19 protein-coding genes are annotated in these 24,906 nt (G+C 49.0%); 14 read left to right on the forward strand and 5 right to left on the reverse strand.

Going from position 1 to position 24,906, the window contains the following annotated elements; translation table 11 throughout:
• The first annotated feature begins 56 nt into the window (after window positions 1-56).
• The 6 genes from ribF to HXT56_RS00120 all read left to right on the forward strand — a co-directional run bounded on the left by ribF (window position 57) and on the right by HXT56_RS00120 (window position 5,971).
• A complete protein-coding gene (gene ribF, locus HXT56_RS00095) occupies window positions 57-1,298 on the forward strand; it encodes a bifunctional riboflavin kinase/FMN adenylyltransferase (protein ID WP_421778108.1) in 1,242 nt (413 codons plus the stop codon).
• 192 nt (window positions 1,299-1,490) lie between these two features.
• Window positions 1,491-2,561 (forward strand): ADP-ribosylglycohydrolase family protein, encoded by a 1,071-nt coding sequence (locus tag HXT56_RS00100; RefSeq protein ID WP_421778109.1) that lies wholly within the window; start codon window positions 1,491-1,493, stop codon window positions 2,559-2,561.
• Between the two features lie 20 nt (window positions 2,562-2,581).
• Complete coding sequence (locus tag HXT56_RS00105) at window positions 2,582-3,757, forward strand: PfkB family carbohydrate kinase (RefSeq protein ID WP_421778110.1); 1,176 nt, start codon at window positions 2,582-2,584, stop codon at window positions 3,755-3,757.
• Between the two features lie 74 nt (window positions 3,758-3,831).
• Entirely contained in the window at window positions 3,832-4,947 is a 1,116-nt protein-coding gene (locus HXT56_RS00110; protein WP_421778111.1) for a purine-cytosine permease family protein, read from the forward strand.
• A gap of 17 nt (window positions 4,948-4,964) precedes the next feature.
• A complete protein-coding gene (locus tag HXT56_RS00115) occupies window positions 4,965-5,315 on the forward strand; it encodes a hypothetical protein (RefSeq protein WP_421778112.1) in 351 nt (116 codons plus the stop codon).
• Between the two features lie 95 nt (window positions 5,316-5,410).
• On the forward strand, window positions 5,411-5,971 hold the full coding sequence (locus HXT56_RS00120; protein ID WP_421778113.1) for a cysteine hydrolase: 561 nt from the start codon (window positions 5,411-5,413) through the stop codon (window positions 5,969-5,971).
• Window positions 5,972-6,099: 128 nt separating this feature from the next.
• Here HXT56_RS00120 and radA read toward each other — a convergent pair whose 3' ends face one another.
• Window positions 6,100-7,644, reverse strand: coding sequence for a DNA repair protein RadA (radA, locus tag HXT56_RS00125; RefSeq protein WP_421778114.1), 1,545 nt, complete (start codon window positions 7,642-7,644; stop codon window positions 6,100-6,102).
• Between the two features lie 111 nt (window positions 7,645-7,755).
• On the opposite strand from radA, the gene HXT56_RS00130 reads away from it, so the two are divergent.
• Both HXT56_RS00130 and HXT56_RS00135 read left to right on the forward strand, forming a co-directional pair.
• Window positions 7,756-8,382 (forward strand): hypothetical protein, encoded by a 627-nt coding sequence (locus HXT56_RS00130; RefSeq protein WP_165846069.1) that lies wholly within the window; start codon window positions 7,756-7,758, stop codon window positions 8,380-8,382.
• Window positions 8,383-8,485: 103 nt separating this feature from the next.
• Window positions 8,486-8,575, forward strand: coding sequence for a 30S ribosomal protein bS22 (locus HXT56_RS00135; protein ID WP_004268639.1), 90 nt, complete (start codon window positions 8,486-8,488; stop codon window positions 8,573-8,575).
• 431 nt (window positions 8,576-9,006) lie between these two features.
• Here HXT56_RS00135 and rpiA read toward each other — a convergent pair whose 3' ends face one another.
• From rpiA to HXT56_RS00155, 4 genes are all read right to left on the reverse strand, one after another.
• A complete protein-coding gene (gene rpiA / locus HXT56_RS00140) occupies window positions 9,007-9,705 on the reverse strand; it encodes a ribose-5-phosphate isomerase RpiA (RefSeq protein ID WP_116712271.1) in 699 nt (232 codons plus the stop codon).
• A 156-nt stretch (window positions 9,706-9,861) separates the two neighbouring features.
• Window positions 9,862-10,896, reverse strand: a complete 1,035-nt coding sequence (locus HXT56_RS00145) for a ribonuclease H family protein (protein WP_421778115.1) — start codon at window positions 10,894-10,896, stop codon at window positions 9,862-9,864.
• A gap of 225 nt (window positions 10,897-11,121) precedes the next feature.
• Entirely contained in the window at window positions 11,122-12,795 is a 1,674-nt protein-coding gene (gene pgm, locus HXT56_RS00150) for a phosphoglucomutase (alpha-D-glucose-1,6-bisphosphate-dependent) (RefSeq protein ID WP_116712272.1), read from the reverse strand.
• Window positions 12,796-13,050: 255 nt separating this feature from the next.
• Window positions 13,051-14,175 carry a diacylglycerol/lipid kinase family protein gene (locus HXT56_RS00155; RefSeq protein ID WP_421778116.1) on the reverse strand — a complete coding sequence of 375 codons (1,125 nt, stop codon included), beginning with the start codon at window positions 14,173-14,175 and terminating at the stop codon, window positions 13,051-13,053.
• Window positions 14,176-14,342: 167 nt separating this feature from the next.
• Here HXT56_RS00155 and HXT56_RS00160 point away from each other — a divergent pair, with 167 nt between their 5' ends.
• From HXT56_RS00160 to HXT56_RS00185, 6 genes are all read left to right on the forward strand, one after another.
• Window positions 14,343-15,329: an alpha/beta fold hydrolase gene (locus tag HXT56_RS00160; protein WP_116712274.1), complete on the forward strand. Its 987-nt coding sequence runs from the start codon at window positions 14,343-14,345 to the stop codon at window positions 15,327-15,329.
• A 72-nt stretch (window positions 15,330-15,401) separates the two neighbouring features.
• Complete coding sequence (locus HXT56_RS00165; RefSeq protein WP_421778117.1) at window positions 15,402-17,258, forward strand: L,D-transpeptidase; 1,857 nt, start codon at window positions 15,402-15,404, stop codon at window positions 17,256-17,258.
• Window positions 17,255-18,697 (forward strand): App1 family protein, encoded by a 1,443-nt coding sequence (locus tag HXT56_RS00170; RefSeq protein WP_421778118.1) that lies wholly within the window; start codon window positions 17,255-17,257, stop codon window positions 18,695-18,697. Before HXT56_RS00165 ends, HXT56_RS00170 begins: the two co-directional genes overlap by 4 nt.
• A gap of 155 nt (window positions 18,698-18,852) precedes the next feature.
• The gene (locus HXT56_RS00175) at window positions 18,853-21,516 is read left to right on the forward strand and encodes a S9 family peptidase (protein ID WP_421778119.1); all 2,664 of its coding nucleotides are present in this window, start codon (window positions 18,853-18,855) and stop codon (window positions 21,514-21,516) included.
• A gap of 161 nt (window positions 21,517-21,677) precedes the next feature.
• Window positions 21,678-22,394, forward strand: coding sequence for a Crp/Fnr family transcriptional regulator (locus tag HXT56_RS00180; RefSeq protein ID WP_250310194.1), 717 nt, complete (start codon window positions 21,678-21,680; stop codon window positions 22,392-22,394).
• Window positions 22,395-22,474: 80 nt separating this feature from the next.
• On the forward strand, window positions 22,475-24,817 hold the full coding sequence (locus HXT56_RS00185; protein ID WP_421778120.1) for a transglycosylase domain-containing protein: 2,343 nt from the start codon (window positions 22,475-22,477) through the stop codon (window positions 24,815-24,817).
• The last annotated feature ends 89 nt before the right edge of the window (window positions 24,818-24,906 follow it).

Here is a 24,906-nt window from a genome sequence, read left to right on the forward strand (position 1 = left end):
CGGAAAGACGCTGCATGTCTTGACGTAGATGCTTGAACGCGGATAGTAAGGATATCATGAAGGTCATCGACATTCGACCAGATGCCAACGGCATGATTAATTGGCCAACGCTAAGTGCAGAGCGTAAAGCGGTGGTAACCATAGGCGTATTTGATGGCATGCACAAAGGTCATCGCGAAGTTATTCGTCGCACGGTGGAACTTGCGCGTCGCCATGGAGCGTTTTCTGTGGTGATTATGTTTGACCCTCGGCCTAGTGTCGTGCACGCAAATCCTGATTTGTACGACGACTTTGGCGATTCTAACGCGGATCTTCCGGAAGATTTGGACGCGCTTACTAGTGTGCGCCAGCGTTTGCGCGTGCTTTCTGAGCTTGATGTAGATCACGTGGTTATTGTGCGCTATAGTCTCGCTTTCGCTGCAAAGTCTTACCGCTTCTTCCTGGGGCAGCTCGTCGGCAAGCTGGGTATGCGCGCGTTAGTGCTTGGTTCTGATGCTGCACTTGGTGCTCGTCGTGCCGGTAATATTCAGGCTATTCGTGAATTGTCGCAGGCAACCGGCGTATTTGAGCTGGTGGAAGTGGAAGATTTGGGTCCGGAGGACGTGCGTGTGCCAGATCCTATCGTTCGTGAAGCACCGGAAGGTCCAGGGGATCCTAAAGACCCGGCTGAAGGCATGAATAAGGCGGAGTATCGCGCTTGGAGTAAGGGCATGCCGAATAAGAAGGTGCGTGCTTGGAGTTCTACGCACGTGCGTTGGATGCTGGCTACTGGTCGAGTGGCTCAAGCGCGAGAGATTTTGGATCAGCCGCATCGCGTGGAAGGCACTGTGGTTCATGGGGATGAGCGTGGGCGTGAACTTGGCTTCCCTACGGTTAATCTTGGTGGGCATATTGAAGGTTATGTGCCGGTTGACGGCGTGTATGCCGGCTGGGTTGTGGATTTGGATGCGGATAACAAAAATGGTGTAAATCCATCAAAAGTTTCTGTGCCAGATGTGAGTGTTTTGCGGCGCGACGAGCTTCATTTGGGTGTACATTCGCCATGGCGTTGGCCGGCAGCAATTTCTATCGGCACAAAACCAACGTTTACTAAGGATGGTGAGGAGCAGACAGAGTGCACGGTTGAGGCGTATGGATTATTCGACGATTGGAAGGATTTGTACGGTCACCGCGTGTGCATTGAGTTTGCGAGCTTCTTGCGTCCGCAGCAGGCTTTTGATTCAGTTGACGAGCTAAAAGAGACGCTTAAGCGCGATGCTGAGTCGGTTAAAAAGCTTACTGACGTTGAATTGCGCTAGTTGCGTTGCAATTTTGCCGGATTTTGTTTCCGGGATTGTTTCCGGGATTGTTTTCGTGATTGTTTTTGACGATTACGTACGAAAGTTACGTCTGGAAGTTACGTCTGGAAGTTACGTATAAAAATTACGTACGAAAGTTACGTACGAAAGTTACGCACGAAAATTGTGTTTGCGCACGCATAAAATATAAATATGGCTAACGCAACAAACACAAACACCATGGCAATCAATATTAAGCAAAGCGAAACGTATAATCGAGCGCTTGGTGCCATTACCGGTCTTGCTATAGGGGATGCGCTGGGCATGCCAACTCAAAGCATGAGCGCTCAAAGCATACGCCGTTTTTATAGTGGTCCAATTGTAGGATTAGTGGACGCTGTAAGCCAGCAGCCAATCGCTCCAAATATGAAAGCAGGTTCCGTAACAGACGATACGGAACAAGCCTTCCTACTTGCAAAACGCATAATCGCAGATAAAGGCAATCTCGACAACAACAAGTATGCGCAAAACCTCCTGGATTGGGAGGCGCAAATGCGCGAAAAAGGTTCCCTGGATCTTCTAGGGCCATCAACTAAATCCGCTTTACAAGCGCTTGTAAATGGGGTAAGCCCTGAAGAAACAGGCAAATTTGGCACAACTAACGGTGGCGCAATGCGTGCAACACCAGTCGGAATTGCCTTCAAACCAGGCGAGTCACTTGCTCAGGCAGCAAGAAAATCGTGCCTAATTACTCACAACACAATGCAAGGAATTGAATCCACGACGTTAGTTGCGGCAGCAGTAAGCTTCGGAATTGAAGGTTGTGAAAATCCACTTAAAGAAGCAATAAAATTTGTAAAATCGCTTCCAAAACAAGGCAATTGGAGCGCAAAAGCAAGCGTTATAAGTCGAGTCGAATTTTTCACTAAAAAAGCCGAGGAATTGAGTTCTGCGTCTGCTAGCGACGATGATTTTGCGGAAATGTTGCAGAACGATTGCGGCACAAGTGTTGAAGCTAATGAATCCGTGGCTGTGGCTTTCGCAATTGCAACTCGTTTTGTGAACGAACCTACCAAAGCTGCGTGTTTTGCGGCTTCTATTGGCGGAGATACGGATACGATTGCCGCAATGTGTTCGGCGATATTGGGTTCGCAACACGGCGCGCAGGCGTTTGATGCAGTAATACGGGGGCGCGTTTTAGAGAATTTGCGAGTTGAGCACTGCTATGACGTAGAAAAGACGGTGTATGATTTGTGTCTAATTAGAGAAGATATTGCGCAGTAGTAGCTTTCAGAGGCGATGCAATGGAAGTGTCAAACGTAAACTTGAGCGAAAGTGTGAGTTCGTTTGTGCCACAAGTGATTTCACTCGGCCAAATTATTGTAGATTTGACGATGAAAGTTGACGCCGTTCCTGCCTCGGGTGAAGATATATTTGCTAGCTCGTGCAATATGCGCGTTGGAGCGAGTTACAACATGCTATTTGCTGCAAGTCAAATGGGAGCTAATGCGCAGTGGGCTGGCGTGCTGGGCGAAGGTTATTTTGCAAATCTGATTTCTGAAGCTTTAAATGAAGCGCATATTTCGCATATTGGTACAAAAAATTCCACACTCGATTCAGGATTTTGCGTCGCGCTTACGGACGCAAGTGCAGAGCGCACTTTTATATCTACTAAAGGTGCGGAAACTAGCGGTGACGAGCACGCTTTTGACTTGGTAAACCCAAATCCGCAAGATGTTGTGTACCTTAGCGGGTACACGTTTGTGAATCCTATAAAACGTGCGCTTTTGCGATTTATGATGAGAACAAGCGACTCAGACGGTTTGGGTAGGCCAAGCGGTTTGGGTAGGCCAAGCGGTTTGGGTAGGCCAAGCGGTTTGGGTAGGCCAAGCGGTTCGAGTAGTAGTGCTTTAGAGAGTTCTTTTTATAATTGCACGCGCCGGTTTACGGCGATTTTTGATGCGTCACCGATGATTGCAAATATTTTAGACGAAGATTTAAAAGCGTTGATTGACTACGCGCCGATTTGGTTGTGTAATGCTAGAGAAGCGGGGATTTTAGCGAGAAGGCTTAACGCTTGGGGTGATAGCAAAAACGAAGGTGATGCCAACGAAGGTGTTGCCAACGGAATCTTTACTGACAAAACAAATAATCAACTTACGAAACAAAAAATTGAACTTTTGCAACGTGCGTTACAAGCTCCGCTCGTTGTCCACACGGGATCTGATGGAGCTTGGGTGTGTGATTTAGGCAAAGAAGCCGAGCATATTAAAGGTTTTCAAGTAAAAGCAGTAGATACAAATGGAGCTGGAGATGCGCATACTGGCGTACTTGCGGCGTCAATAGCTTACAAAATGACACTTAGGCAAGCAGTTTTGTATGCGAACGCTGCGGCAGCTCTTGCTGTTACCAAATACGGGCCTGCAACGTGCCCTACGAAAAAGGAGATAGAAGATCTTATTAAAACAAATGTTTATTAATACCAACATTTGTTAACTTTTCTTACGTTGCACAAAACAAACAAATCAACCTAAAAAAGAAACTAGGTGAAACAATGAGTAAAGATAAAGTAGATGAAGCTAAAGCTCAACAAACCCAAAGTTCCTTAAGCATAGAGGAACAGGGCATAGACACAATCAGCGAAAGCGAGCGCAAAGGAACGCCAGCAAGCCTATTCTGGCCATGGTTTGCAGCAAATATTTCCGTATTCGCCATGTCGTACGGAGCGTGGGCGCTAGGTTTCGCAATATCCTTCTGGCAAGCAACGCTTATGACCATAATCGGCGTAATCGTATCCTTCCTGCTGGTGGGAGTGATATCGATAGCCGGCAAACGCGGAAACGCGCCAACAATGGTATTAACTCGCGCAACCTTCGGCGTGCGCGGAGCCAATATCCCGGCGGCACTAAGTTGGATTGCAACGCTCGGCTGGGAAATTTCGCTAGCCATAACCGCCGTTCTCGCAATGGCCACAGCCGCAGAAAAGCTCGGCTGGGGTAGTGGTACAAGCGTTAAAATCGTGAGCACAATCATCGTAGTTGGATTAATTGTGGTGGTTGGAATTTACGGTTACGACTTAATTATGAAGTGCCAGCAAGTTATCACAATCGTAACGGGAATAATAACCCTCGGCTTCTTTGTGCTGGGCTGGGGGCACATAAACTTTGCGGCTATTGGACGAATCCCAGACGGATCCCTTCCGGCAATGCTCGGCTGCTGCTTCTTCGTTATGACTGGCTTCGGCATAGGCTGGGTCAATGTTGCCGCCGATTACTCTCGATATTTGCCTAGAAAATCTTCAAATAGTGGAATCGTTTTTTGGACTACTTTTGGAGCGTCAATTGCAAACGTGTTCCTGATTTTCTATGGACTTTTGCTTGCGGCTTCCAATATGCAACTGGCTCACAACGTTGGAAATGATCCAATCGGTGCAATTGCGGCAATCTTGCCAGCGTGGTATTTGATTCCGTACACAATCGTAGCTGTTTTAGGACTTATGTCTGGCGCAATTATGGATAATTATTCCAACGGCCTTGCGCTGCTATCTTTTGGAATACGTATCCCGCGTGCGGTGGCAGCAATTATTACGGCAGTGCTCACTACTCTCGGCGTTGTTTACGTTATACCTTCTTCTCCGACACGTTTATTGGACCATTCCAAGGCTTCTTAACAACTTTGGGAGTGCCAATGGCAGTTTGGGCAGGAATGTTTACTACGGATGTGCTTGTTCGCAAAAAAGATTACTGCACGGAAGACTTGTATAAGCCGGAAGGTCGCTACGGTGCTTGGAACGTTAAAGCTTTTGTGATTCTTTGCGTTGGAACAATTGTTGGCTGGGGTTTGGTTGTAAATTCCGCTGCACAATGGCTCACGTGGCAAGGGTATTTGCTTTGGATTGTTGGCGGAAAGTCGAGCAGCTGGGCAGGTGCTAACTTGGGCGTAATAATTGCGCTACTAATCGGTTTAATTGGCTCCTTAATCTTCCAACGTAAGGATATTGCTAAGCAAGAAGCAAATTTGCCGGCAAGCGAAGCATAGTTGCCAACTAACGAAGCAACGCAAACAAGCGAAATTGCAGAATAAAAATAATCTGAAATAATCTGAATTAATCTGAAATAAAAAAGGATATTCAAATGATTAAAGAAGACGAATGGTTAGTAGTAGTCGACAGGCAGCGCGTTTTTTGCGAAAGTGACTGGTCGACTTGGGCGTGCGCAGATCACACCTACGACTCAACAACCGAAGCTTTTACAAAACTTGCGAAAGCTTACGGAAATCGAGTAATTTACACGCGTTACGTAGCACCGCTTAAGCCGGAAAACGCTTGGGTTGACTATTTTAAAGATTGGCCACAATTCCTCGTAAAACCTAACGATCCGATGTACGACTTTACGCCAGAAACGGCAGAGCTTGCGGAAGGTCACGCTGTGGTTACGTGCGAAACTTTCGGCAAGTGGGGTGCGGATCTCAAGGCTGCGTTAGGTGAGTGTCGCAAAATAACGGTTTGCGGAGTTGCCACCGATTGCTGCGTGTTAACAACCGCTTTAGCTGCAGCGGATAGCGGTGTGGCTGTGCGCGTTGCGGCAGACGCTTGCGCAGGAAGTACGCCGGAAAATCACGAGTTAGCTCTTAAAACTATGGAGCTTTTCACGCCGCTTATCACAGTATGTGATACAAGCGAGATTCTCGGCTAAGCGCAAGTTGGCACGAATTAAACGCAATCTAAGCGCAACTTAAACGCAAGTTAGCGCAATCTAAACGCAAGTTAAGAACAAATTAAAGTAATGTCACATTCGCGAAGTGTTGAATTGAGGTGACTGAGTCACAATCCCAACTCTTTCAACGCTTCGCGAACTGTACTCACCTCAATAATCTCAATTCCCGGAATATTCAGCTTCTTACGCATTTTGCACACAACGGCGCGCTTGTATCCTATTCTCGCAGCCTCGCGCAAACGCGGTTCCATGCGAGCGGCAGGGCGCACTTGGCCGGTTAAACTGATTTCACCAACAGCACAAGTAAAAGGCGCAATCGCCTTGTTTTTCGCTGCGCTCGCTAACGCTGCCACGATAGCCAAATCACAAGAAGGCTCTTTTGCTTGGGCGCCCGCAATGGTAGCAACGTACAAGTCTTGAGACAAAAGATTCAAACCGCCGTGCCTGTACAATACTGCGGTAAGCATGGCGATACGATTGGAGTCAACTCCTGAAACTGCGCGTCGAGGAGTAGGTAGAGCCGATTGCGTAACAAGCGCCTGTATTTCAATCGGCAAGCTGCGGTGACCTTCAAGCGTAAACGTTACGCAACTACCTTCTTCGTGAGCGTCGCTTTGGGAAGATAAAAAGAGTCCGGAAGGATCCGGCACTTCCTCAATTCCTTCGCCGCTCATATCAAAACAGCCAACTTCATCAGTTGGGCCAAAACGATTCTTTACAGCGCGAAGCATACGCAAAGCCGTCTGCGAATCGCCTTCAAACTGGCACACACTATCTACTAAATGTTCAAGCGTACGAGGGCCGGCAATCGAACCATCTTTCGTAACATGGCCAACCAAAAGTACGGGAATAGTATTTGATTTAGCGACATCAATCAAAGCGCTCGCCACTTCGCGAACCTGCGTGGAACCGCCAGTAATACCGTCAACATCGCGGGCCACAATCGTCTGCGCTGAATCGACAATCGCAAGCGTTGGCTGATACTGTTCAATAAGATCCAGCACGGTGTCGAGATCTCCCGTGGCTGCCAACAGCAGGTGGTCGTTTACTGCGTTGATTCGGCTCGCTCGCAACTTAACTTGAGCAGCAGACTCTTCTCCGGAAATGTATAGAACGGGCGGATTTTGTGACTGCTTGGCGCTTTTGGCTACGTTTGCTGCGGTTTCTAGTAAAAGAGTTGATTTGCCAATTCCTGGCTCGCCGGCAATAAGCGTCACTGAACCGGGGACGATTCCGCCGCCGAGCACGCGATCAAATTCGCTGAAACCGGTGCGTATACGGGAGGTGTCGTCGGCTTGGATTGCGGTGATTGGTTGCGCTGGAATTGCTAAGTTGCGTGCGGTGGAGGAGTTTACGGCGTTGTTACGATACGCAGCGTTGGTACGATACGCAGCGTTGGTACGATACGCAGCGTTGGTGGAGTTGGCAGCGTTGGTGACGCCCGCAGCGTTGGTACGATACGCAGCGTTGGTGACGCCCGCAATTGCGGACTTTCGTGAAGCGCGAGTCGTACGTGACAATCCGCTTAATTTAGCTTCGTGAAACTCGTTAACAGTGCCCCATTCGCCGCACTCCGGGCAACGTCCGTACCATTTGGAGCCGCTCCAGCCGCATTCGGAGCACAAATAATTGAGAGTGGATTTACCAGCCATATCTCGACGCTATATGTCTTCTAAGACAATTGTTTCATTTACGCAACAGCTTCGCTCAGCGTCATCGTTCTGTGACATAATGCAAGTATGCTGAATACGAATGCGTCAAATATGAACGGTGCAAATAATGCGTCAACAAAAGGTGCTAGCGCGAACGGGACTACGCACAGTAAGCTGCTGGTCGTGCTCGCTAGCGCGACGGTAGTGGTGGTGCTTGCTTTGCTTTCTGCTTTTGTGTGGCCAGGTTGGGCGTTAAATCACAACAGTACTGCTACTAAAAACACTGTAACTATGCCAAAAACGCCGTCTATTCAAGCAAAGCCGCTGCCAACAACATCGACTGCTTTGCTGAAAGCGATGCCGGATAGTGTGCTCGATTTTGCGCGTATTGATGCTGTTCCTAGTGCCGCATGGAACGAATCTACTCCGCTGGAAGAGTACACAGTAAAGTATTCGACTGGTCAAGCAGATGGTGAGGTGTCGGTAACGGTTGCGCAATGGTCTAGTCGCGATTCTGCAAATAAGCAGTACGAGTTGCTTATCGATGGTTTGAAGGGTGCTGACGTTGCTAGCGGAAAGATTCAGGTTGCGGGCAAAACGGTTGGAAGCTATGTGCTGCGTACTGATGAGAATGATAAGACTCAGGCGAGTGCTTTGTGGCAGAATGATACCGCCGTTTTTGAGGTTACTGGTGCTAAGCAAGCGGTTGAGCGCTTCTATCATAGTTTCCCTATGTAAATTGCTGTAAAAATAGTGGTATCGGTGAGGTCACTCCCCAAAGTCGTCAAAACGGTGTAACATTAGGCAAGTTGCACACTTTAGATATGAATGGAGGCTTCAGATGGGTTCTGTCATCAAGAAGCGCCGCAAGCGGATGAGCAAGAAGAAGCACCGCAAACTGCTGCGTAAGACTCGTCACCAGCGTAAGTAGTAGCTTCTGCTGCTTTGCTATGCGTTGATGCGTGTCTGAACGTTTAGGCACGTAAGACTTTTGAAAGCGTCGGGTTTCCGGCGCTTTTTTTATCTCTATTTATTTATTTCGCGGCTTGTTTTGGGACACTCGTGCAGTCGTTGTTCTGCGTTAGGGTCTCTTAATCCTGTTCTTCAGACCCGCGTGCAGTTATCGCGCTGCGTTAGGGTCTCATTTTGCCTGTTTTGGGACACTCGTGCAGTCGTTGTTCTGCGTTAGGGTCTCTTAATCCTGTTCTTCAGACCCGCGTGCAGATTGCGCTCTGCATGAGTGTCTCTGTTTGGCGATTTTCAGATACTCGCGCCACGGCAAACGAAAACTCGCAGTAATAAAAAAGTAGAGCCAGCAAAATACTGACTCTACTTGCAATCGCTTAGTTGCGATTAGTTTCGTTACTTATTTGGGTTCGTAAGCGTGCGTGGACCGTTCGGATCGCCAACGATTACGGTGTCAACCATATTCAAGAACAAGCCGTGCTCCACAACGCCAACAGTCTCAATCAAATCCTTAGCCAACTCCTGCGGATGCTCAATGCGCTCAAGATGCAAATCAACCACGAAGTTGTTCTCGTCAGTGCGCACTTCCTTGCCGTCCGCATCAAGACGCAAAACTGGCTTGTAACCACGCTTTTCGAACTTACGAATCACCTGAGCGGAACCAAACGGAATCACCTCAACAGGAAGCGGGAACTTACCAATCGTGTCAACTACCTTGCTTGCGTCCACAATCCACACAATGCGGTCGGAATTAATAGCCACAATTTTTTCCCAAAGCAAAGCTGCGCCGCCGCCCTTAATACCATTGAAGTTCTTATCTACTTCGTCAGAGCCGTCGATTGTGACGTCAATGTGATCCACTTCGTTAATGTCGAGAATCTTAATGCCGTAGCCTTCAGCCTGCTCTTGCGTGCGTCGAGAAGTGGTGACGCCCGTAAAGCTCAAGCCTTCTTCCTTAACTCTGCGACCAAGCTCGTCCACCAAAAAGCGCACGGTAGAGCCGGTGCCGAGACCAACCATCATGCCATTTTTCACAATCTTTGCGGCCTCAATGCCTGCTGCCTTTTTAAGCGCGTCTTGTTGTGCTTTATCCATTATTCCTGCTTTCTTGTTTTTGTTGTTCCCGAGTTCGTCGATGAACTTCCATCGCTATTTGCGGGAGAGGCTTTTGCGCTTTATGCTGTTGCGCTTTTGTGCGTGCCTCATTTTTCATACATTTCCATATTAGTCTGCATGCAGATTTTTTATGATTTATTTGTTTGCTTGATTTATGTAGAAGGCGGTTGGGGATAAGTGCAAGGTGCCGTCGGGTTCGACGTATCCGCTTACGTTAATGCTGCCGGAAATAAAGCGAGGCTCGCCCGTAAAGGTTGGGCTTGTTCTTGGGGCAGGGGTGAATTGCAGCACGCCGCTAACGCTAAGACCTGGTACTGCTTTATATTTGACTTCGCGTGTTGTTGCGTTTGTTGCGCGCGTCAATTCGTCCGTTGTTTCGCGATCTGTTTCACGCGTTGTTTCACGTACTGTACTGCCGTTAGTTGTACTGTCGTTAGTTGTGTCGCTGCTAGCTGTGCTGCTGCCAACTTCCTCGCGCGTTTCGTTCTGAATATCGTCCTGTGAATTTTCCTTATTTTCCTTATTTTGCCCAGAAAAATCAGGGTTGGTATCTTTTCCTACAGCTCGTCCAATATGGTATTCTTCACGAGAAATTTCGTTTTCCAGAAGCATTTTTGCGTCACTTGGCACGTCCGTACCTTCCGCATATTCCGAAGCGAGAAGCGACTTCCATCCTTCCAAAGGTAAGTAACCATCTTTTGTACCACTTCGGCAATCTTCAGCATACGTGCGCGCTAAAGTATCGACTTTCTCATTCCCGGCGTTTCCGGCGTGTCCCTTAACCCACACGAATTTTACCGCACCTTCACGCTCGGTAATTTCACGGTCGATTGCGCGAATTAAGTCAGCATTTTTTACCGGCTCTTTTTTGGAATTTTTCCAACCGTTCTTTTTCCAGCCGTGAATCCACGTAGTCGCGCAGTTAATTGCGTATTGGGAGTCAGTTTCGATGGTGAGAGGCTCGCTTCCTGGGTGCGCGCGCAGGGCTTCGAGTACCGCGCATAATTCGCCGATTTGATTTGTGCCGTTGGTTGCTCCGCCCGCGTCTGCGTTGCCGGTGTGATGGTGTTCGCTAACTGTGCCTACTTTGTCGCTGTGATCCGCCCAAGCCCAGCCCATCGAGCCGTTCGGATTGCCAAGTGCGGAACCGTCGGTAGAAACAACAATCATAGCAAAAACCTTTCAAATTGCGTGCTACACAAATTTTATCGTATCTTAAAACAAAATTTCTTTCGTTACTGGCAGTCAGCCGTACTTGCAATCAGCTGCTACTGGTAACCAACCGCTATTGGCAATCAACCTATAAAAAAGCGCCGGCTGCAGATTGCAACCAGCGCAATTAGTTTTTACTTACGTAAGATTATTTATTATTAAGATTCTTACGAAAGATTTACGTTATGCCAAAGCCTTGTCGACTACAGCAGTGGCTTCCTCAAGCACCTTATCAAGCGCTTCCGGAGACACGAAGGACTCAGCGTAAACCTTGTAAATGTTTTCGGTGCCGGATGGGCGAGCGGCGAACCAGTTGTTCTTGGTCGTCACCTTCAAGCCGCCAATCTTAGCGCCGTTTCCAGGAGCCTCGGTGAGCTTTGCGGTAATATCTTCGCCTGCAAGCTTGGTTGCTTCCACGTCGTCGCCGCTCAAAGCTGCGAACTTCTGCTTCTGCTCAAGCGTGGTAGGGGTATCGACGCGCTTGTACCAGCTTTCGCCAAAGCGAGCCACCTGATCCTGGTGAAGCTGAGCCGGGTTCTTGCCAGTCTTTGCGGTAATTTCCGCCGCGAGCAAGTCTGGAATCAAGCCATCCTTATCGGTGGTCCACACGCGTCCGTCCTTGCGCAAGAAGCTCATGCCGGAGCTTTCCTCGCCGCCGAAAGCAACTTCGCCGCTAAAGAGCGGGTCAACGAACCACTTGAAGCCAACAGGCACTTCCACGAGCTTAGCGTTAATAGAAGCGGCCACGCGGTCAATCAAGGAGGAAGACACAAGCGTCTTGCCGATTGCCGTATTCTTTGGCCAATCTGGGCGAGCGCCGCCGAACAAGTACTCCACGCACACTGCAATGTAGTGGTTCGGGTTCATAACGCCCCAATTCGGGCACACAATTCCGTGGCGATCGGCATCTGGATCGGTGCCGCCAACCAAATCGTACTTATCCCAAGCGCCGGCGTTAAGCTGGTCAACCAAGCCCTTCATTGCGTAAGGGGAGCTTGGATCCATGCGAATCTTGCCATCGTGGTCGATTGTCATGAATCGCCAAGTTGGGTCGACTTCTGGACGCACCACGTCGATGCTGAGGCCGTATTTTTCGTTCATAAGTGGCCAGTAGTTTACGCTTGCGCCGCCGAGTGGGTCAATACCCAAGCGCACGCCGCTGGAGCGGATTACGTCGAAGTCGATTACGTTTGCCAAGTCGCTTACGTAGTGTTCGCGGTAATCGAAGCCTTCTACTAAGTCAGACTTGATTGCTTCCTCGAAAGGCACGCGCTTAATTGACTTGTAGTTGTCGAGTAATTCGTTTGCGCGAGCTGCGATTGCGTTAGTTACGTCTGCAGGGGCTGGGCCGCCGGTTACAGGATCGTACTTAAAACCGCCGTCGGTTGGAGGATTGTGCGAAGGGGTGACGACGATGCCGTCAGCCAAGCCGTCGCCGCTAAAGCGCTGAGTGCCGTCGGCTGCGCGGTTGTGCGTCAAAATAGCCTGGGATACAACAGGAGTTGGTACGAAGTCGTCGCGAGAATCCACGCGAACGTGAACGCCGTTAGCAACCAAAACCTCGATTGCGGTTTTTTGTGCAGGTTCGGAAAGTGCGTGTGTGTCGCGACCGATATAAAGTGGGCCGGTTACGCCAGCTTTCTTGCGATATTCGGCAATTGCTTGCGTAATTGCCACAATGTGTGCCTCGTTGAAGGAGGTTTTCAAAGAGGAACCGCGGTGTCCGGACGTGCCGAAAATCACGCGCTGTTCTGGAATGTTGGAATTTGGAACTTCATCATAGTAAGCGCCGATCAAAGCGTCGACGTCGACTAGATCTTCTGGGGTGGCGGGCATTCCCGCATTTTTTACTACCATAATTTTTTATTCTGCCACGGCGCTTGTATTTTATATTATTCACCCACAGCAACGCTGGTTTTTGCGCTCGCTGGCACGCGCAGCAACAAATGCCGGAGAAAAAACTCCGGCAAATGTTCCAAAAAACGGCCAAAACAGCAACAAATGCCGGAGAAAAAACTCCCGCAAATGTTCCATAAAACGGCCAAAACAGCAACAAATGCCGGAGAAAAAACTCCCGCAAATGTTCCACAACACTCGCTTCACAGATATTACTTACTCACCCACAGCAACGCTGGTTTTTGCGCTCGCTGGCACGCGCACGCACAAAGCTTGCTTGTCAACGCTGAATCGCAAATGTTTTGTGTAACCCAAAATATCTCCGTCAACTTGCACGGGTGCTGGTTTTTCTAAGCGCACTTCCGCCCAGAATCCTTGCGTTTGGTCGATTCTGGAGCCTGCAGACAGCGTTTCTTGCTGTAGCGCGCGTCCGGTGAGGGTTTGGTGCACTACTCCGCGGAATAGGTTTGCCCAGCCGATAAGACCGACGGAAGTGTCAATTATTTCAAAGTCGAGTACGCCATCGTCGTAGGCGGCTTCCGGCATGAGCGAAAACATTGGTATTTGCCCGCAATTTCCTGCCATAAGGGTTCGGAAGGTAAGTCCTTTGAGCACGCTTTCGTTGCCGTTTATGCGTTGTATGGTTACGGTTGCGCGATACTTTGGAATGAATAGGTGCTTTACGCCCGCTATGAAATACGCTAGCCAGCTTAGGTTCTTTTTGAGACGTGGGTTGGTGTCGTCAATCATGAGCGCGTCAAATCCAATTCCGGAGATGATTAGGAACGCGTGGCCGTGGTCTTCGTTTGGTCTGTCGAGTATGGTGACGCGTCCGACGTCTACCTGCCGGGATCCGTGCGAAGTTGCCACTCTCAACGCTGCTTCTACATCGTTTACAGGTATGCCCATGTTGCGTGCGAAAAGGTTTCCGGTTCCGATTGGTATGATTCCCATGGCGTGGCCTTGTCCGCTTACGGCGCTGGCCACGGTTCTTACGGTTCCGTCTCCGCCGACTGCTACCACTACGTTTGCTCCGTTGGATAACGCTTCGAGTGCGCACGCGCGTCCGTCTTTGTCGAGTTGCGTGTCGATTATTTCGTACGTGAATTTTCGCTGATTGCAGTAGTTTGTAATATATTCGCGATACGTTTCAGCTTGTGGTTTTGAAGGGTTGAGTATGAAGGCGTAGTGTACTGCGTCGCCGTGTCGTTTGGCGAGTTTTTCCGCTAGGTGATGCCGTTTCAAGGCGCGCGTAACAATCATGATGACAAATGGCGCAAGTACGAGTGCGAATACGATCACCATGAGTGCGATGGTTGCTTGAATAGGCATAGTTGGCATACACCCTATTCTTGCACATTATTTTCCGTAGTATATGGTTTTTGCGAGCATATTAACAATATTTACTGTTTTTACACATTTTTTTTTACACATTTTTTTTTTACACATTTTTGCTGCGCGCATTTCCGAACATTTCTGTTATATGGCTAAGACTATTATTGTTATCTATGAGTGAAGGTTCTATTAATTCAAATAATTCAAATAATTCAAGCAATTTAGCTAATAATTGCGGTTCTTTTAAGGATTGCTCGCTTTTTCAGTTGCATAATACGGTTTATCGCGATGTAGATTGCGCCGCCGACTCCGCCACTTCCAGCGACGTCACTCCAATCGTTTTAATCCACGGTTTCCCAGTAGATCACCGCATGTGGGACGCTTGCGCTAGCGCTTTGAACTCGCAGATTGATGCCGCTCTTGAGTCCGGCTTACTCAAGCATGATGTTCCTATTTTTGCTCCGGATATGGTTGGTGCCGGCTTGAGCGAGACTCCAAAAGCCGAAAGCGCCGAAAGCGCCGAATTTAACGAGGCTGATTACGCCCACGCTTTGGACGCTCTTACTGCTTCTTATATCAAGCTTGTTAGCGATTTAGGTTACGATCGCGCCGTGTGGGTTGGTCTTTCTATGGGCGGTTACGTTGCTTTAGACGTGCAGCGCCTTATTCCTAAAGCTGTTGCCGGCATTGCGTTGTGCGATACTCGTGCTTGCGTTGATGCGCCTGCAGCTCGTGCCAAGCGTCTTGATATTGCTGAAATTTGCGAGCGTGACCACACGGTTGAGCCGGTTATGCATTTTGCTCACGCCACCGAAAAGGATTCTACGGTTAAGCAGTCGCCTGAGTTCATTCATACTTTTGAAGATTGGATTCATGACCAGAAGCCTGAAGGTTTGGCTTGGCGTCAGCGTATGGCTGCTTGCCGTCCGGATATGGAAGATCAGTTGCCTTTGATTACTGCTCCGGCAGCGATTATTAGCGGCACTTTGGATCCGTCTAGTGCGCCTGAGGTTATGCGACCGATGGCTGATGCAATGACTGCTTCAAAGCATGTTGATTTTACGATTATTGAAGATTGTGGCCATTTTAGTGCTACTGAGCATCCGTATGAGGTTGCGGAAGCATTGGTAACGTTGCTTTCTCAGGTGCAACGCGGCTGAGTTTCGTGCGTCGTTAGTGCTAAACTGTGCAAATGTGCATTGTGCATACATTGGTTAAGCGGGGGTAAAAATATGGCGGATTTGCAGTATAACTCTGATAATGCCGGTTCTTACAACAATGACCCTTCTCGCGTTTCGAACGATGCGAGTGATGATACCGTTGCTTTTGAGCAGGTTTCAAGTAATCAGCCGGTAAATTATAGTAGTGACGCCTCTGCTGATGAAGAGCAAAGTCTTGCTGATAACTTGGGCGAGGTTTCGGATGATGATAGTCAGTACGATCTTACTGACGATTCGCTTACTTCCACGTTTGGTTCGACTTTTGGTGCAGCTGCAGGTTTAGGTAATGGTTCCAGCCAGTCTTCTCATTCTGCCGCCGATTCCGTGGCTACCACGACGTTCAAGACGGTTGAGCCGCGTGCTGATCAGCATAAAGACAGTGCGGGTGCGGGTGCAGGTGCGTCCACGAAGCATCGCGCTAACCGTTCTGCTTTCGCTTTGTTCTACTCTCTGCTTATTTTTGTTATTCTTCTTATCGCTGCTTTCTTTGGTACGCACTGGTATTTCCACGATCGTGTGGCTCCGGGCGTTAATTTTGGCAATGTTGCTTCGTCGCGTAGTCTCGTTGGTTCTCCGGAGGATGAAGTAAGTCGTGCGGTTGAGCAGGCGGTTAATACTTCTTCTTTGGTTATTAAGGATGATCGAGGTAACAGCATTACTACTGATTTGCAGCATCTCGGTGTGAAGGTTGATCGCGCTGCTACGGTTAGTGCGATTATGGACGCGAAAAAAGATAATATGTTTACGCGTATTATGCCGTGGGTTCAGCAGACGGTTGCGTTGCACGCGTCGCGTGATGATGCTGCTATGGACGCGTTTGTTGTTAAGAAGTTTGTTCGTTTGCACGATCGTGCGGTGCCGTATTCTGCCGTGTTTGACGAGTCTTCTGACTCTTTCACTGTGGAAGATGGTGTTCCAGGGCGCACTGTTGAAACGATGCCTGTACGCGAAGCAGTGAAAAAGTTACTTGCTCACCCTGGTCAAACCGTAAAAGTTTCGGTGACTTCTCGTCGTACTGATGCTCCTATTAAGCTTGAGGCCGCACAAAAGCTTGTTTCGGATCTTAACGTTTTGTTAGCGAAGAAAATTAGTTTTAATAACGGTAATGGCGATAATTTTGTTGTTCCTAAGAAGGTGCTTGCTTCTTGGATTAAAGTTAAGGCTGATATTTCGCGACGCAAGCTTTCTTATAAGATTGATTTGAAGGCTGCGGACGCTTGGCTTTCTAAGTCGCTTCCTAAGGAACTTAATAAAGAAAAAGAAGATCAGGAAGATGCCGTTAACAAAGATGGTAAGGTGCTTTTTACTACGCTTAAGGGCGTTAATGGTATCGAAATAACGTATTCGCGCGACTTGGCGAAGAAGGCTTGTGAAGCACTTACTAAAGGTGAGGATGCGAATATTGCTGTTCCTGGCAAAGTTACGAAATTTGCTACGAAACAGAAGCTAGTTGAGATGCGTATTGTGGTTGATAAAACTACGCAAACTGCTTCCGTTTATAAGAATGACGAATTAGTTAAGACTTTCCCAATTTGCTCCGGTAGGAAGGGAATGTACGATTCAACTAACGGCACGTTCTTCATCTACTTGCGCTACTCAACGCAGGATATGCGCGGTCCGAATGCTAACGGTACCCGCTATTATCTGCCTGGCGTGCATTGGGTGAGCTACTACAATGGTGGCGAAAGTTTCCACACGGCTGCTTGGAATTATAACGGTATTGCTACTGGCGATCCGGCGCATTTCGGTTCGCACGGCTGCATTAACATGTACGAGCAGGATGCTCAGTGGGTGTATGACAATTGTCCGCGCGGCACGATTGTGCAGGTTACGGGCGTTACTCCGGATGGTCCGGTGCGCCAGCAATGAGCGCGAACGTTGGCAATTTGCCTAAGCGTACTGCATCTTCTCGTGACGTCACTGCGTCTGCATCCGGCGTCACGAATGCCGGTCCTGCTGTTTCCGGATCTACAATTCCCGGCAACGCTACGTCTTCTCGTCGTGTGAGTAGTACGCCCATACCGGTTCATGTAACGGAAACGCTTTTTGACGCGCCTTCTCAGGATGAGCGAATTGATAATAAGCCAATGTTTATTCGCATGGGCAGGCGTATGGTTACGTCGGTTGTGGGCGTGTGGATGCGTGTTGCGGGTCGTGTTGCCCGTCGTGCCGGCTGGTTTCCAAGTGTGGAACCGTATATTGGTTATGGAACGCATCGGTATGCTCGTCTTATTTGCCGCACGGTTTATGCGCCTCCTCTTGGGCATCATTCCGCTTTGAAGCGTGGAATTTACGCCATGCTAGTGGTGCCTTCTGTGCGCGTTAAGGTTGCTTTGTCGATTGACGGTATTCCAGTTGAAACCGCGCAAGTTGGCGATTCTGAAGTGTATGACCGCGTTGAAGAGTCAAGGGATGGTAGTGCGGAATATTGTATTTCTGACCGTGCTGGCTACTTGGATTTGATTACGGAGCGCGCACTATCTCCTGGCCGTCACGTGGTTTCGTATGCGGTTGAACATCGTGAACCGGTGAAGGCGAGTTTATTCGCTATTGATGCGCATGTGCCGATTGGCGTTATTTCGGATGTTGACGACACTATTATGGTGACGCAAGCGCCTTCTCCGATTCGTGCCGCCTATAATTTGCTGATTATGAATCCTGCGCACCGTTCGCCTGTGCCTGGTATGGCAGCGTTTTTTAACGGTTTGGCTAGGGTTCGTAACGATATTCCGTTTTTCTATCTTTCTACTTCTCCGTGGAATGTTGAGGCTTCGATTCGTCATTTTATTGTGCGTGAGAAGTTTCCTGAGGGTCCGTTGTTGCTGCGGGATTTAGATCCGCGTCCGAAAACGTTTATTCCTAACGGTCCTCAGCACAAGTTGGAGTTTGCTACGCAGTTGATGGATGATTTTCCAGATATGCGTTTTGTGCTGCTCGGTGACGATGGTCAGAAGGATCCGAGTACGTATGCGGATATTATTCGTCGGCATCCTGGTCGCGTGTTGGCGGTTGGTATTCGTCAGCTTCGTGAGAATGCTACGGTTGATGATTTTCGTAAGAAGTTGTCTCGTGATTTTGCGGTGGCTTTGAGTGCTTCTTGTCGTTCGTACGTGTTTGACAGGGGTAGCGTGAGTAAGGTCCCGGAGTCTGCTATTGAGCAGCTTGATTTTGATCAGTCTGACGATAGTGTGCGTGTTGTTGAGGCGAAGGGTGCTGTTGGCACGTTGCAAGGGGTGCCTTTCTTTGCGGCTCCTAATGGTGAGGATTTGGCAAAGGTGATGCTTCCCTTTGTAAAGCAAGCTTTGTGAAGAAAGACTTGCGAAACAAGAGTTGCGAAATCAGCCTTGCGAATTGTGTACCTTTGGTAGTAACAGTAGTAAGTAGCGGTGTACAGATAAGTAACGTCGTGCAGATAAGTAGGTGCGGTTGTTTGCGCGAATATAGTGGGGAGTGACGAAAGCGTATGAATACGAAACTTGACAATTCTAAAGTTAGCAATTCTAAAGTTGGTGTCGAAAATAATACTCCACTGTTGGCAGAGCGCATACCTTTTACTCGCGTAGTTCACGGACGCACGTATGTTGACCACTACGCTTGGATGAAGAATCGCGACAGTTCGCAGCTTCGCGATTATGTGCAATCTCAGAACGCCTACACTACTCAGCGCATGAAACCGTTGGAATCATTACGTTCTACATTGTTTAACGAACTTAAGTCGCGCGTTCAGGAAACGGATATGTCGGTGCCGATGCGCATGAACGGCTACTGGTACTACGTGCGCACTGAAGAAGGAAAACAGTATCCCGTGCAGTGTCGTATGCGCGTTATTGACGATGCGGACTGGAATCCGCCGACTATCGACAGCACTGCCAAGCCGGGGGAGACTTTGGGTGAGGAAATACTGTTTGACGCGAATGCGGAAGCTGAACGTTTGGGCGCGAACTTTTTGCATATAGGCGGCATGGATATTAGTCGTGACGGCGCTCGCATGTTATACGGTGTGGATACTCAGGGCGACGAACGGTTAAGTTACTATATTCGCGATTACCAAAGCGTTTCTCAAGATGCTTCCCAAGATGCTTCTCAAGACGATTCCCAAAGCGATTCCAAAAGCGTTTCTCAAGATGCTTCCCAAAGCGTTTCTCGCACTTCCTCCCGCTGGGTCGAGCGCGAAGAATCGTGGCATGATCTTGCCTCCGCATCGCTAACTCCGGACGGCCAATGGGTATTTTATGTGCGTTTGGACGACGCGTGGAGGCCTTATCAAGTGTGGAGGCATCGCGTAGGTACATCGGTTGATTCAGACGTAATGGTTTTTGAAGAATCAGACGAACGCTTTTTTGTAGACGTGTACGAAAGTTTTGACGAACGCTACATGATGATTAATAGCAGTTCTAAAACCACGTCGCGCGTGCTAATGCTTCCGTTGAGCACTCCGGAAGGGCAATTCCGCATGGTTATTGAGCCGAAAGAAGGAGTGGAATACGATATTTCTTTCGCTTGCTTTGAGCATGCCGGCACCCAAGGTGAGGATATTCCGGTGGCTGTAGTGAGCCATAATGCTAAGAATCCTAACTTTGAAATTGACATTATTGATATGCGCGATCGCGTGTGGAATGTTGACGCGCCGCAGCCGTACGTTTTGGGAAGTGGCGTGTGTGTTGCTGCCGGTTCTCCTTACGGTTGCGCTGAGGGAGATGCAGTAGAGCTGGAGGCAAGTAGTAAGCCTATTACCCAACCGTATAGTAATCCGCAAAATCCTGAGATTTTGCAGAATGAGGTGGGATTAAGTATTAGCGGTTTGTCAATTTATGAGCATTACGTAGCACTTTCGTATCGTGCGCAAGGCTTGCCTCGCATAGCTGTAATGAGTAAGGATATGGCTGCTCAAGATTTTCTTGCCGGGCGTCCGTGGCGTTTTCGTCAAGTGCGTCCGGAAGAAGTTGTGCAGCACGACGTTGCGCATGTAGATATGTTGCGTATCGAAAAGCCTGCGTCTGTTCCTGAATCTGCGTCTGCGTCTGTTTCTGCGCCGGCACGCGCGCGTGTAAGTCTTGCGGACATCACTCCCGACGAAATCAACCATAATCGACTTTTTAGTACTGCTATGACCGGCAACCCTTCCTACGAAGCTCCTCGTATGCGGTACGCTTTTGGAAGTTATGCTACGCTTGGCCAACTTCGCGAACTCGATCCTACGACTGGTGAAGATCGACTTTTGAAGCGCGGAACTATACTTGGCGAGTTTGATGAGCGTAAGTATGCGGAAAAGCGCATTTGGATTAGCGCTCGCGACGGTGAACGCGTGCCGGTGTCGTTGGTGTGGAGGCCGGATGCAGTTGCGCAACCAAACGCGCAGCCAAACGCTCAAGCAGAATCGCAGTCGCAACCAAACGCCATGTTTATTACGGCTTACGGAGCGTATGAAGTGAGTTCCGATCCTGCTTTTTCGGTAGGTCGTTTGAGTTTGTTGGATCGCGGCGTGCTGTATGCGCAGGTACATGTGCGCGGCGGTGGCGAAATGGGTCGCGCATGGTATGAGCAGGGTAGGCGCGGCCATAAGAAGCACACTTTCGAGGATTTTGTTGATGCCACGCGCGCGTTGCAGCGTGCCGGTTATGCGTCTGCTGAGCACACTGGTGCCAACGGTGGTTCGGCTGGCGGTCTTCTTATGGGTGCTGTGGCAAATATGGCGCCTGAATGTTATGCCGGCATTGAGGCGGATGTGCCTTTTGTTGACGCGTTGACGTCTATGCTCGACGCTTCGCTGCCGCTTACGGTGACGGAGTGGGATGAGTGGGGTAATCCTTTGCATAGCGTTGAAGATTACGATTATATGAAGTCTTATACTCCTTACGAAAATGTGCCGGATCGGTTGAATGTTGAGGGGTGTGCAGCGTTAGAGTATTTCCCGAAGATTTTTATTACGTCTTCTTTGCAGGATACGCGCGTGTTGGTTACGGAACCGTTGAAATGGTTGGCACAACTGCAGTATGCGGGGGTGGACGCTGTGGCTCGTATCGAAACGGATGGTGGTCACGGAGGTACCTCCGGACGGTATCGTCAGTGGCGAGAGCTTGCGTATGAAAATGCGTGGTGCTTGCACGTTATGGGAATTGACAAGTAGTGAAGGCTCAGAAAGTAGTGCGTTGTACAGATACGTGGTAGCATAGTGAAAAGTGATGCGCAAAGGTGCGCGCTTTGCGTTAGTTGCGAATTGCGAGTTGCGTTAGTTGCGTTAGTTGCGTAAGTAGTGCGTAATAAGTAGTGCGTAAGTGGGGGCGAGTAATGGGAGTTATTGAAAGTAACGGCACCAACGAGGATTTTCCGTTACATCGTACCGCGCTTTTTAAGCAGGTTCCTAGCGCTCAGATGCAAGAGCTGCTCGAGCATTTGCAAGAGTCGATGTTCGACAAGGGTGAGGCAATTTTTAACGAGGGTGATACTGACCGTCGCATGTACTTGCTGGAACGTGGTCGTGTGAAGCTTGTGCGTCATTCGAACGATAAGCGCGTGCAATTATTAAGTATTCATACCGCGGGCGAAATGCTGGGTGAAATCCCGGTTTTTGATCCGACCGGCGGCCCGCGTACGGCTTCGGCTATTGCTATTACTAGTCACACGCGAGTGTTGTGGTTGGAAAACGATGTGCTGTTTAAGTGGCTTAATAAGCATCCTCACGTGGCTGTAAATATGCTGCAAGTTATGGCGGCTCGCATGAGGGCTAATAACGAGCGCATTTCCGACCTTGTATTTATGGACGTGCCTGCTCGTCTTGCAAAAACGTTACTTAATTTAGCTTCCCGCTTTGGTGAGCCAATAACTGCCGGCCTTCGCGTACAACACGATTTAACTCAGGAGGAGCTTGCTCAGCTGGTTGGCGCTTCGCGAGAAACGGTGAATAAGGCGTTAATGGATTTTGCGAACCGTGGTTGGATTATGAGCCAGGGGCGTTCGATTATTATTTATAAGCCGGGCATGTTGATTCGCCGTTCGGGCCGTTAAAAGTGGTGTGATGCTTTTGCTTTTGTGTGCGAGTGGAAGCGTGAGTTTTCAAGTAGAGGCGAACCTTTAGAATAGAACGCATGCCGAAAAAGAATTCACTTACTGCTCGTCGTGTGCTTGCGTTGTTCCTCACCTATATTTTGTTGTGTGTTGCAGGTGGTATAGCCGCAAGTATTATGTTCGTTCCAGGCGTTATGAGTGTGAACAGTGTTGTTAAGACGGTGGTACCGTCGCTTCGTGTTGACGGCATTGATTTTGATGTGACTGCGTTGCCGCAAAAGTCGCGTTTGTATGCTTCGGATGGCAAGACGATTATTGCAACGTTTTATGCGCAGAATCGTACGGTGGTGCCGTTGCGTAATATTTCCCAGTATATGCAGCGAGCAATGGTTGCTCGTGAGGATCGTCGTTTCTTTGAACATTCTGGCGTGGACGTGCAGGGTGTTATGCGAGCGTTTGTGCAGACCTTCGTGAAGAAGGGAGATATGCAGGGTGGTTCTTCGTTAACGCAGCAGTATGTGAAGAATGTGCTTATGATTAAGGCGCGTGAAAATAACGATCCTCTGGCGGAATATCACGCTTCTGAAGGTACGATTGCGCGTAAGTTGCGAGAAATGCTTATCGCAATTCAAATGGAAAAAAAGTATTCTAAACTTGAGATTTTGCAGGGTTATCTTAATATTGCGCAGTTTGGTAGTAATAATTTGTACGGTGTGGAAACGGCTGCGCACCGCTATTTTAATACGAGTGCGGCGAAGCTGAATTTGGTGCAGTCGGCTACGATTGCTGCTATTACTAAGAATCCTTCGCGCTACGATCCTTCTGTTGAAAGCAATCAGCCGGAGTCGGAGAAGCAGCGAAATATTGTGCTGGATTTGATGCTTCGTCAAGGTTTTATTACTAAGCAGCAGCACGATGAGGCTGTTGCGACTCCGTTGAAGAAAACGTTGAATGTGCAGTCGGATGTGTCTCATATTGGTTGCCAGGCTGCTGGTGATGCTGCGTTCTTCTGCGATTATGTCACTAAGAAGATTTTACATTCGCGTGAGTTTGGTAAGACGGCTGACGCTCGTGAAAAGTTGCTTACCGAGGGCGGCTTGGATATTTACACCACTATGGATTTGCGCGCAAGTAAGGCTGCTATGAAGGCTGCTCGAGACACGATTCCTGTGAACGATAAGAGTGGTTTCGAGGTTTCTATTGCGGCTATTAAGCCTGGAACTGGTGAGGTGTTGGCGTTTGGTAGCAACCGTATTTACGATGCTACGGATGCTGCAAGGCTTGACCCAACTCACACGGCTTTGAATTATGCTGTGGATGAGCGCGATGGCGGCGGCTTGGGCTGGCAGATTGGTTCTACTTGGAAGCCGATTAATTTGGTGGCGTGGTTGCTTGCTGGAAAGTCGATTAATCAGCCGATTCGTACTACGACTTTGTATAACAATTCTGATTTTAACTGTTCAAAGTTCCGTGGTATTGGTTCGTGGGCTTTGCAGAATGCTATGGGCGGTACGGTGAATCCGGAGACGCCGTTGATGGGTCTGGTTCATTCGCATAACACTACGCAGGCTTCTATTGCGCAGCAGGTGAAGTTGTGTTCTATTGCGGATGCGGCTCGCGTGCTTGGTTACCACAATTCGCCTATTGGTCAGGAGAGCGTGTACTCGTCTAACTCGTTCAATCCGCCTATGACGATTGGTGCTGTGCAGGCGTCTCCGCTCACTGTGGCGAATGTGTATGCCACGCTTGGTGCGGATGGTGTGGCGTGCGATCCGATTGCGATTAAGCGCGTGGTCGATAAGAACGGTAAGCGTTTGAAAGTGCCGAGTGCTCACTGCCATCAGGCGATTCCGAAGGGTATTGCGCAGACGGTTGCGTATGCTCTGAACCAGGGCGTGGTGCGTCCGGATGGTATGGCTCACACGGCTCAGCTCGATGGTGGTCGTAAGACTTTCGCAAAAACCGGTACTAACGAGCGCTTCTACATGACTACTGCAGGTTTTGTGCCTCACCAGATTGCTTCGTTTGTGGCTATTGGTAATGCTGAGTCGCAAAAGAGCTTTAATGGCGCTACTATTAACGGCCGCACGATGGCTGCTTGGTATGGTGTGTTGATTGCAACGCCAGCATGGAAGCAGTTTATGAACGATTATTTGAAGGCTGCGAATATTCCGATTGATAACGATTATGGTAATCCGGATCCGAAGTATACTGCGGGTGGCACGGTTAAGGATGCGCGTAAGGATACTGCGGAGAAGACTGATCAGCAGAAGCGAGATGAGGATGCTCGTCGTCAGGCCATGCGTGAGCAGGAGGAATCGCAGAATCAGCAGTCGCAGCAGCAACAACAACAAACGCAGGATCAGTATGGTACGGCTCGTCGAGACGACTATAACACTTATTCTGGTGATGGCGCTTATTAAAGCGCGATTGCTGAAGTGCAATCGCTGAGCGCAGCTAACAAAGCGCAATAATAAAAGGCACTTGCTAATGTTTAGTAAGCTAACGTTTA

Source organism: Gardnerella nova, assembly GCF_049244055.1.
In the GTDB taxonomy this organism is placed as follows: domain Bacteria; phylum Actinomycetota; class Actinomycetes; order Actinomycetales; family Bifidobacteriaceae; genus Bifidobacterium; species Bifidobacterium vaginale_H.

Bases quoted from the DNA above. Each gene is read 5' to 3' on its own strand.
- ribF (WP_421778108.1), top strand. From the start codon at position 57: ATGAAGGTCATCGACATTCGACCAGATGCCAACGGCATGATTAATTGG.
- HXT56_RS00100 (WP_421778109.1), top strand. From the start codon at position 1,491: ATGGCTAACGCAACAAACACAAACACCATGGCAATCAATATTAAGCAA.
- HXT56_RS00105 (WP_421778110.1), top strand. From the start codon at position 2,582: ATGGAAGTGTCAAACGTAAACTTGAGCGAAAGTGTGAGTTCGTTTGTG.
- HXT56_RS00110 (WP_421778111.1), top strand. From the start codon at position 3,832: ATGAGTAAAGATAAAGTAGATGAAGCTAAAGCTCAACAAACCCAAAGT.
- HXT56_RS00115 (WP_421778112.1), top strand. From the start codon at position 4,965: ATGGCAGTTTGGGCAGGAATGTTTACTACGGATGTGCTTGTTCGCAAA.
- HXT56_RS00120 (WP_421778113.1), top strand. From the start codon at position 5,411: ATGATTAAAGAAGACGAATGGTTAGTAGTAGTCGACAGGCAGCGCGTT.
- radA (WP_421778114.1), bottom strand. From the start codon at position 7,644: ATGGCTGGTAAATCCACTCTCAATTATTTGTGCTCCGAATGCGGCTGG.
- HXT56_RS00130 (WP_165846069.1), top strand. From the start codon at position 7,756: ATGAACGGTGCAAATAATGCGTCAACAAAAGGTGCTAGCGCGAACGGG.
- HXT56_RS00135 (WP_004268639.1), top strand. From the start codon at position 8,486: ATGGGTTCTGTCATCAAGAAGCGCCGCAAGCGGATGAGCAAGAAGAAG.
- rpiA (WP_116712271.1), bottom strand. From the start codon at position 9,705: ATGGATAAAGCACAACAAGACGCGCTTAAAAAGGCAGCAGGCATTGAG.
- HXT56_RS00145 (WP_421778115.1), bottom strand. From the start codon at position 10,896: ATGATTGTTGTTTCTACCGACGGTTCCGCACTTGGCAATCCGAACGGC.
- pgm (WP_116712272.1), bottom strand. From the start codon at position 12,795: ATGGTAGTAAAAAATGCGGGAATGCCCGCCACCCCAGAAGATCTAGTC.
- HXT56_RS00155 (WP_421778116.1), bottom strand. From the start codon at position 14,175: ATGCCAACTATGCCTATTCAAGCAACCATCGCACTCATGGTGATCGTA.
- HXT56_RS00160 (WP_116712274.1), top strand. From the start codon at position 14,343: ATGAGTGAAGGTTCTATTAATTCAAATAATTCAAATAATTCAAGCAAT.
- HXT56_RS00165 (WP_421778117.1), top strand. From the start codon at position 15,402: ATGGCGGATTTGCAGTATAACTCTGATAATGCCGGTTCTTACAACAAT.
- HXT56_RS00170 (WP_421778118.1), top strand. From the start codon at position 17,255: ATGAGCGCGAACGTTGGCAATTTGCCTAAGCGTACTGCATCTTCTCGT.
- HXT56_RS00175 (WP_421778119.1), top strand. From the start codon at position 18,853: ATGAATACGAAACTTGACAATTCTAAAGTTAGCAATTCTAAAGTTGGT.
- HXT56_RS00180 (WP_250310194.1), top strand. From the start codon at position 21,678: ATGGGAGTTATTGAAAGTAACGGCACCAACGAGGATTTTCCGTTACAT.
- HXT56_RS00185 (WP_421778120.1), top strand. From the start codon at position 22,475: ATGCCGAAAAAGAATTCACTTACTGCTCGTCGTGTGCTTGCGTTGTTC.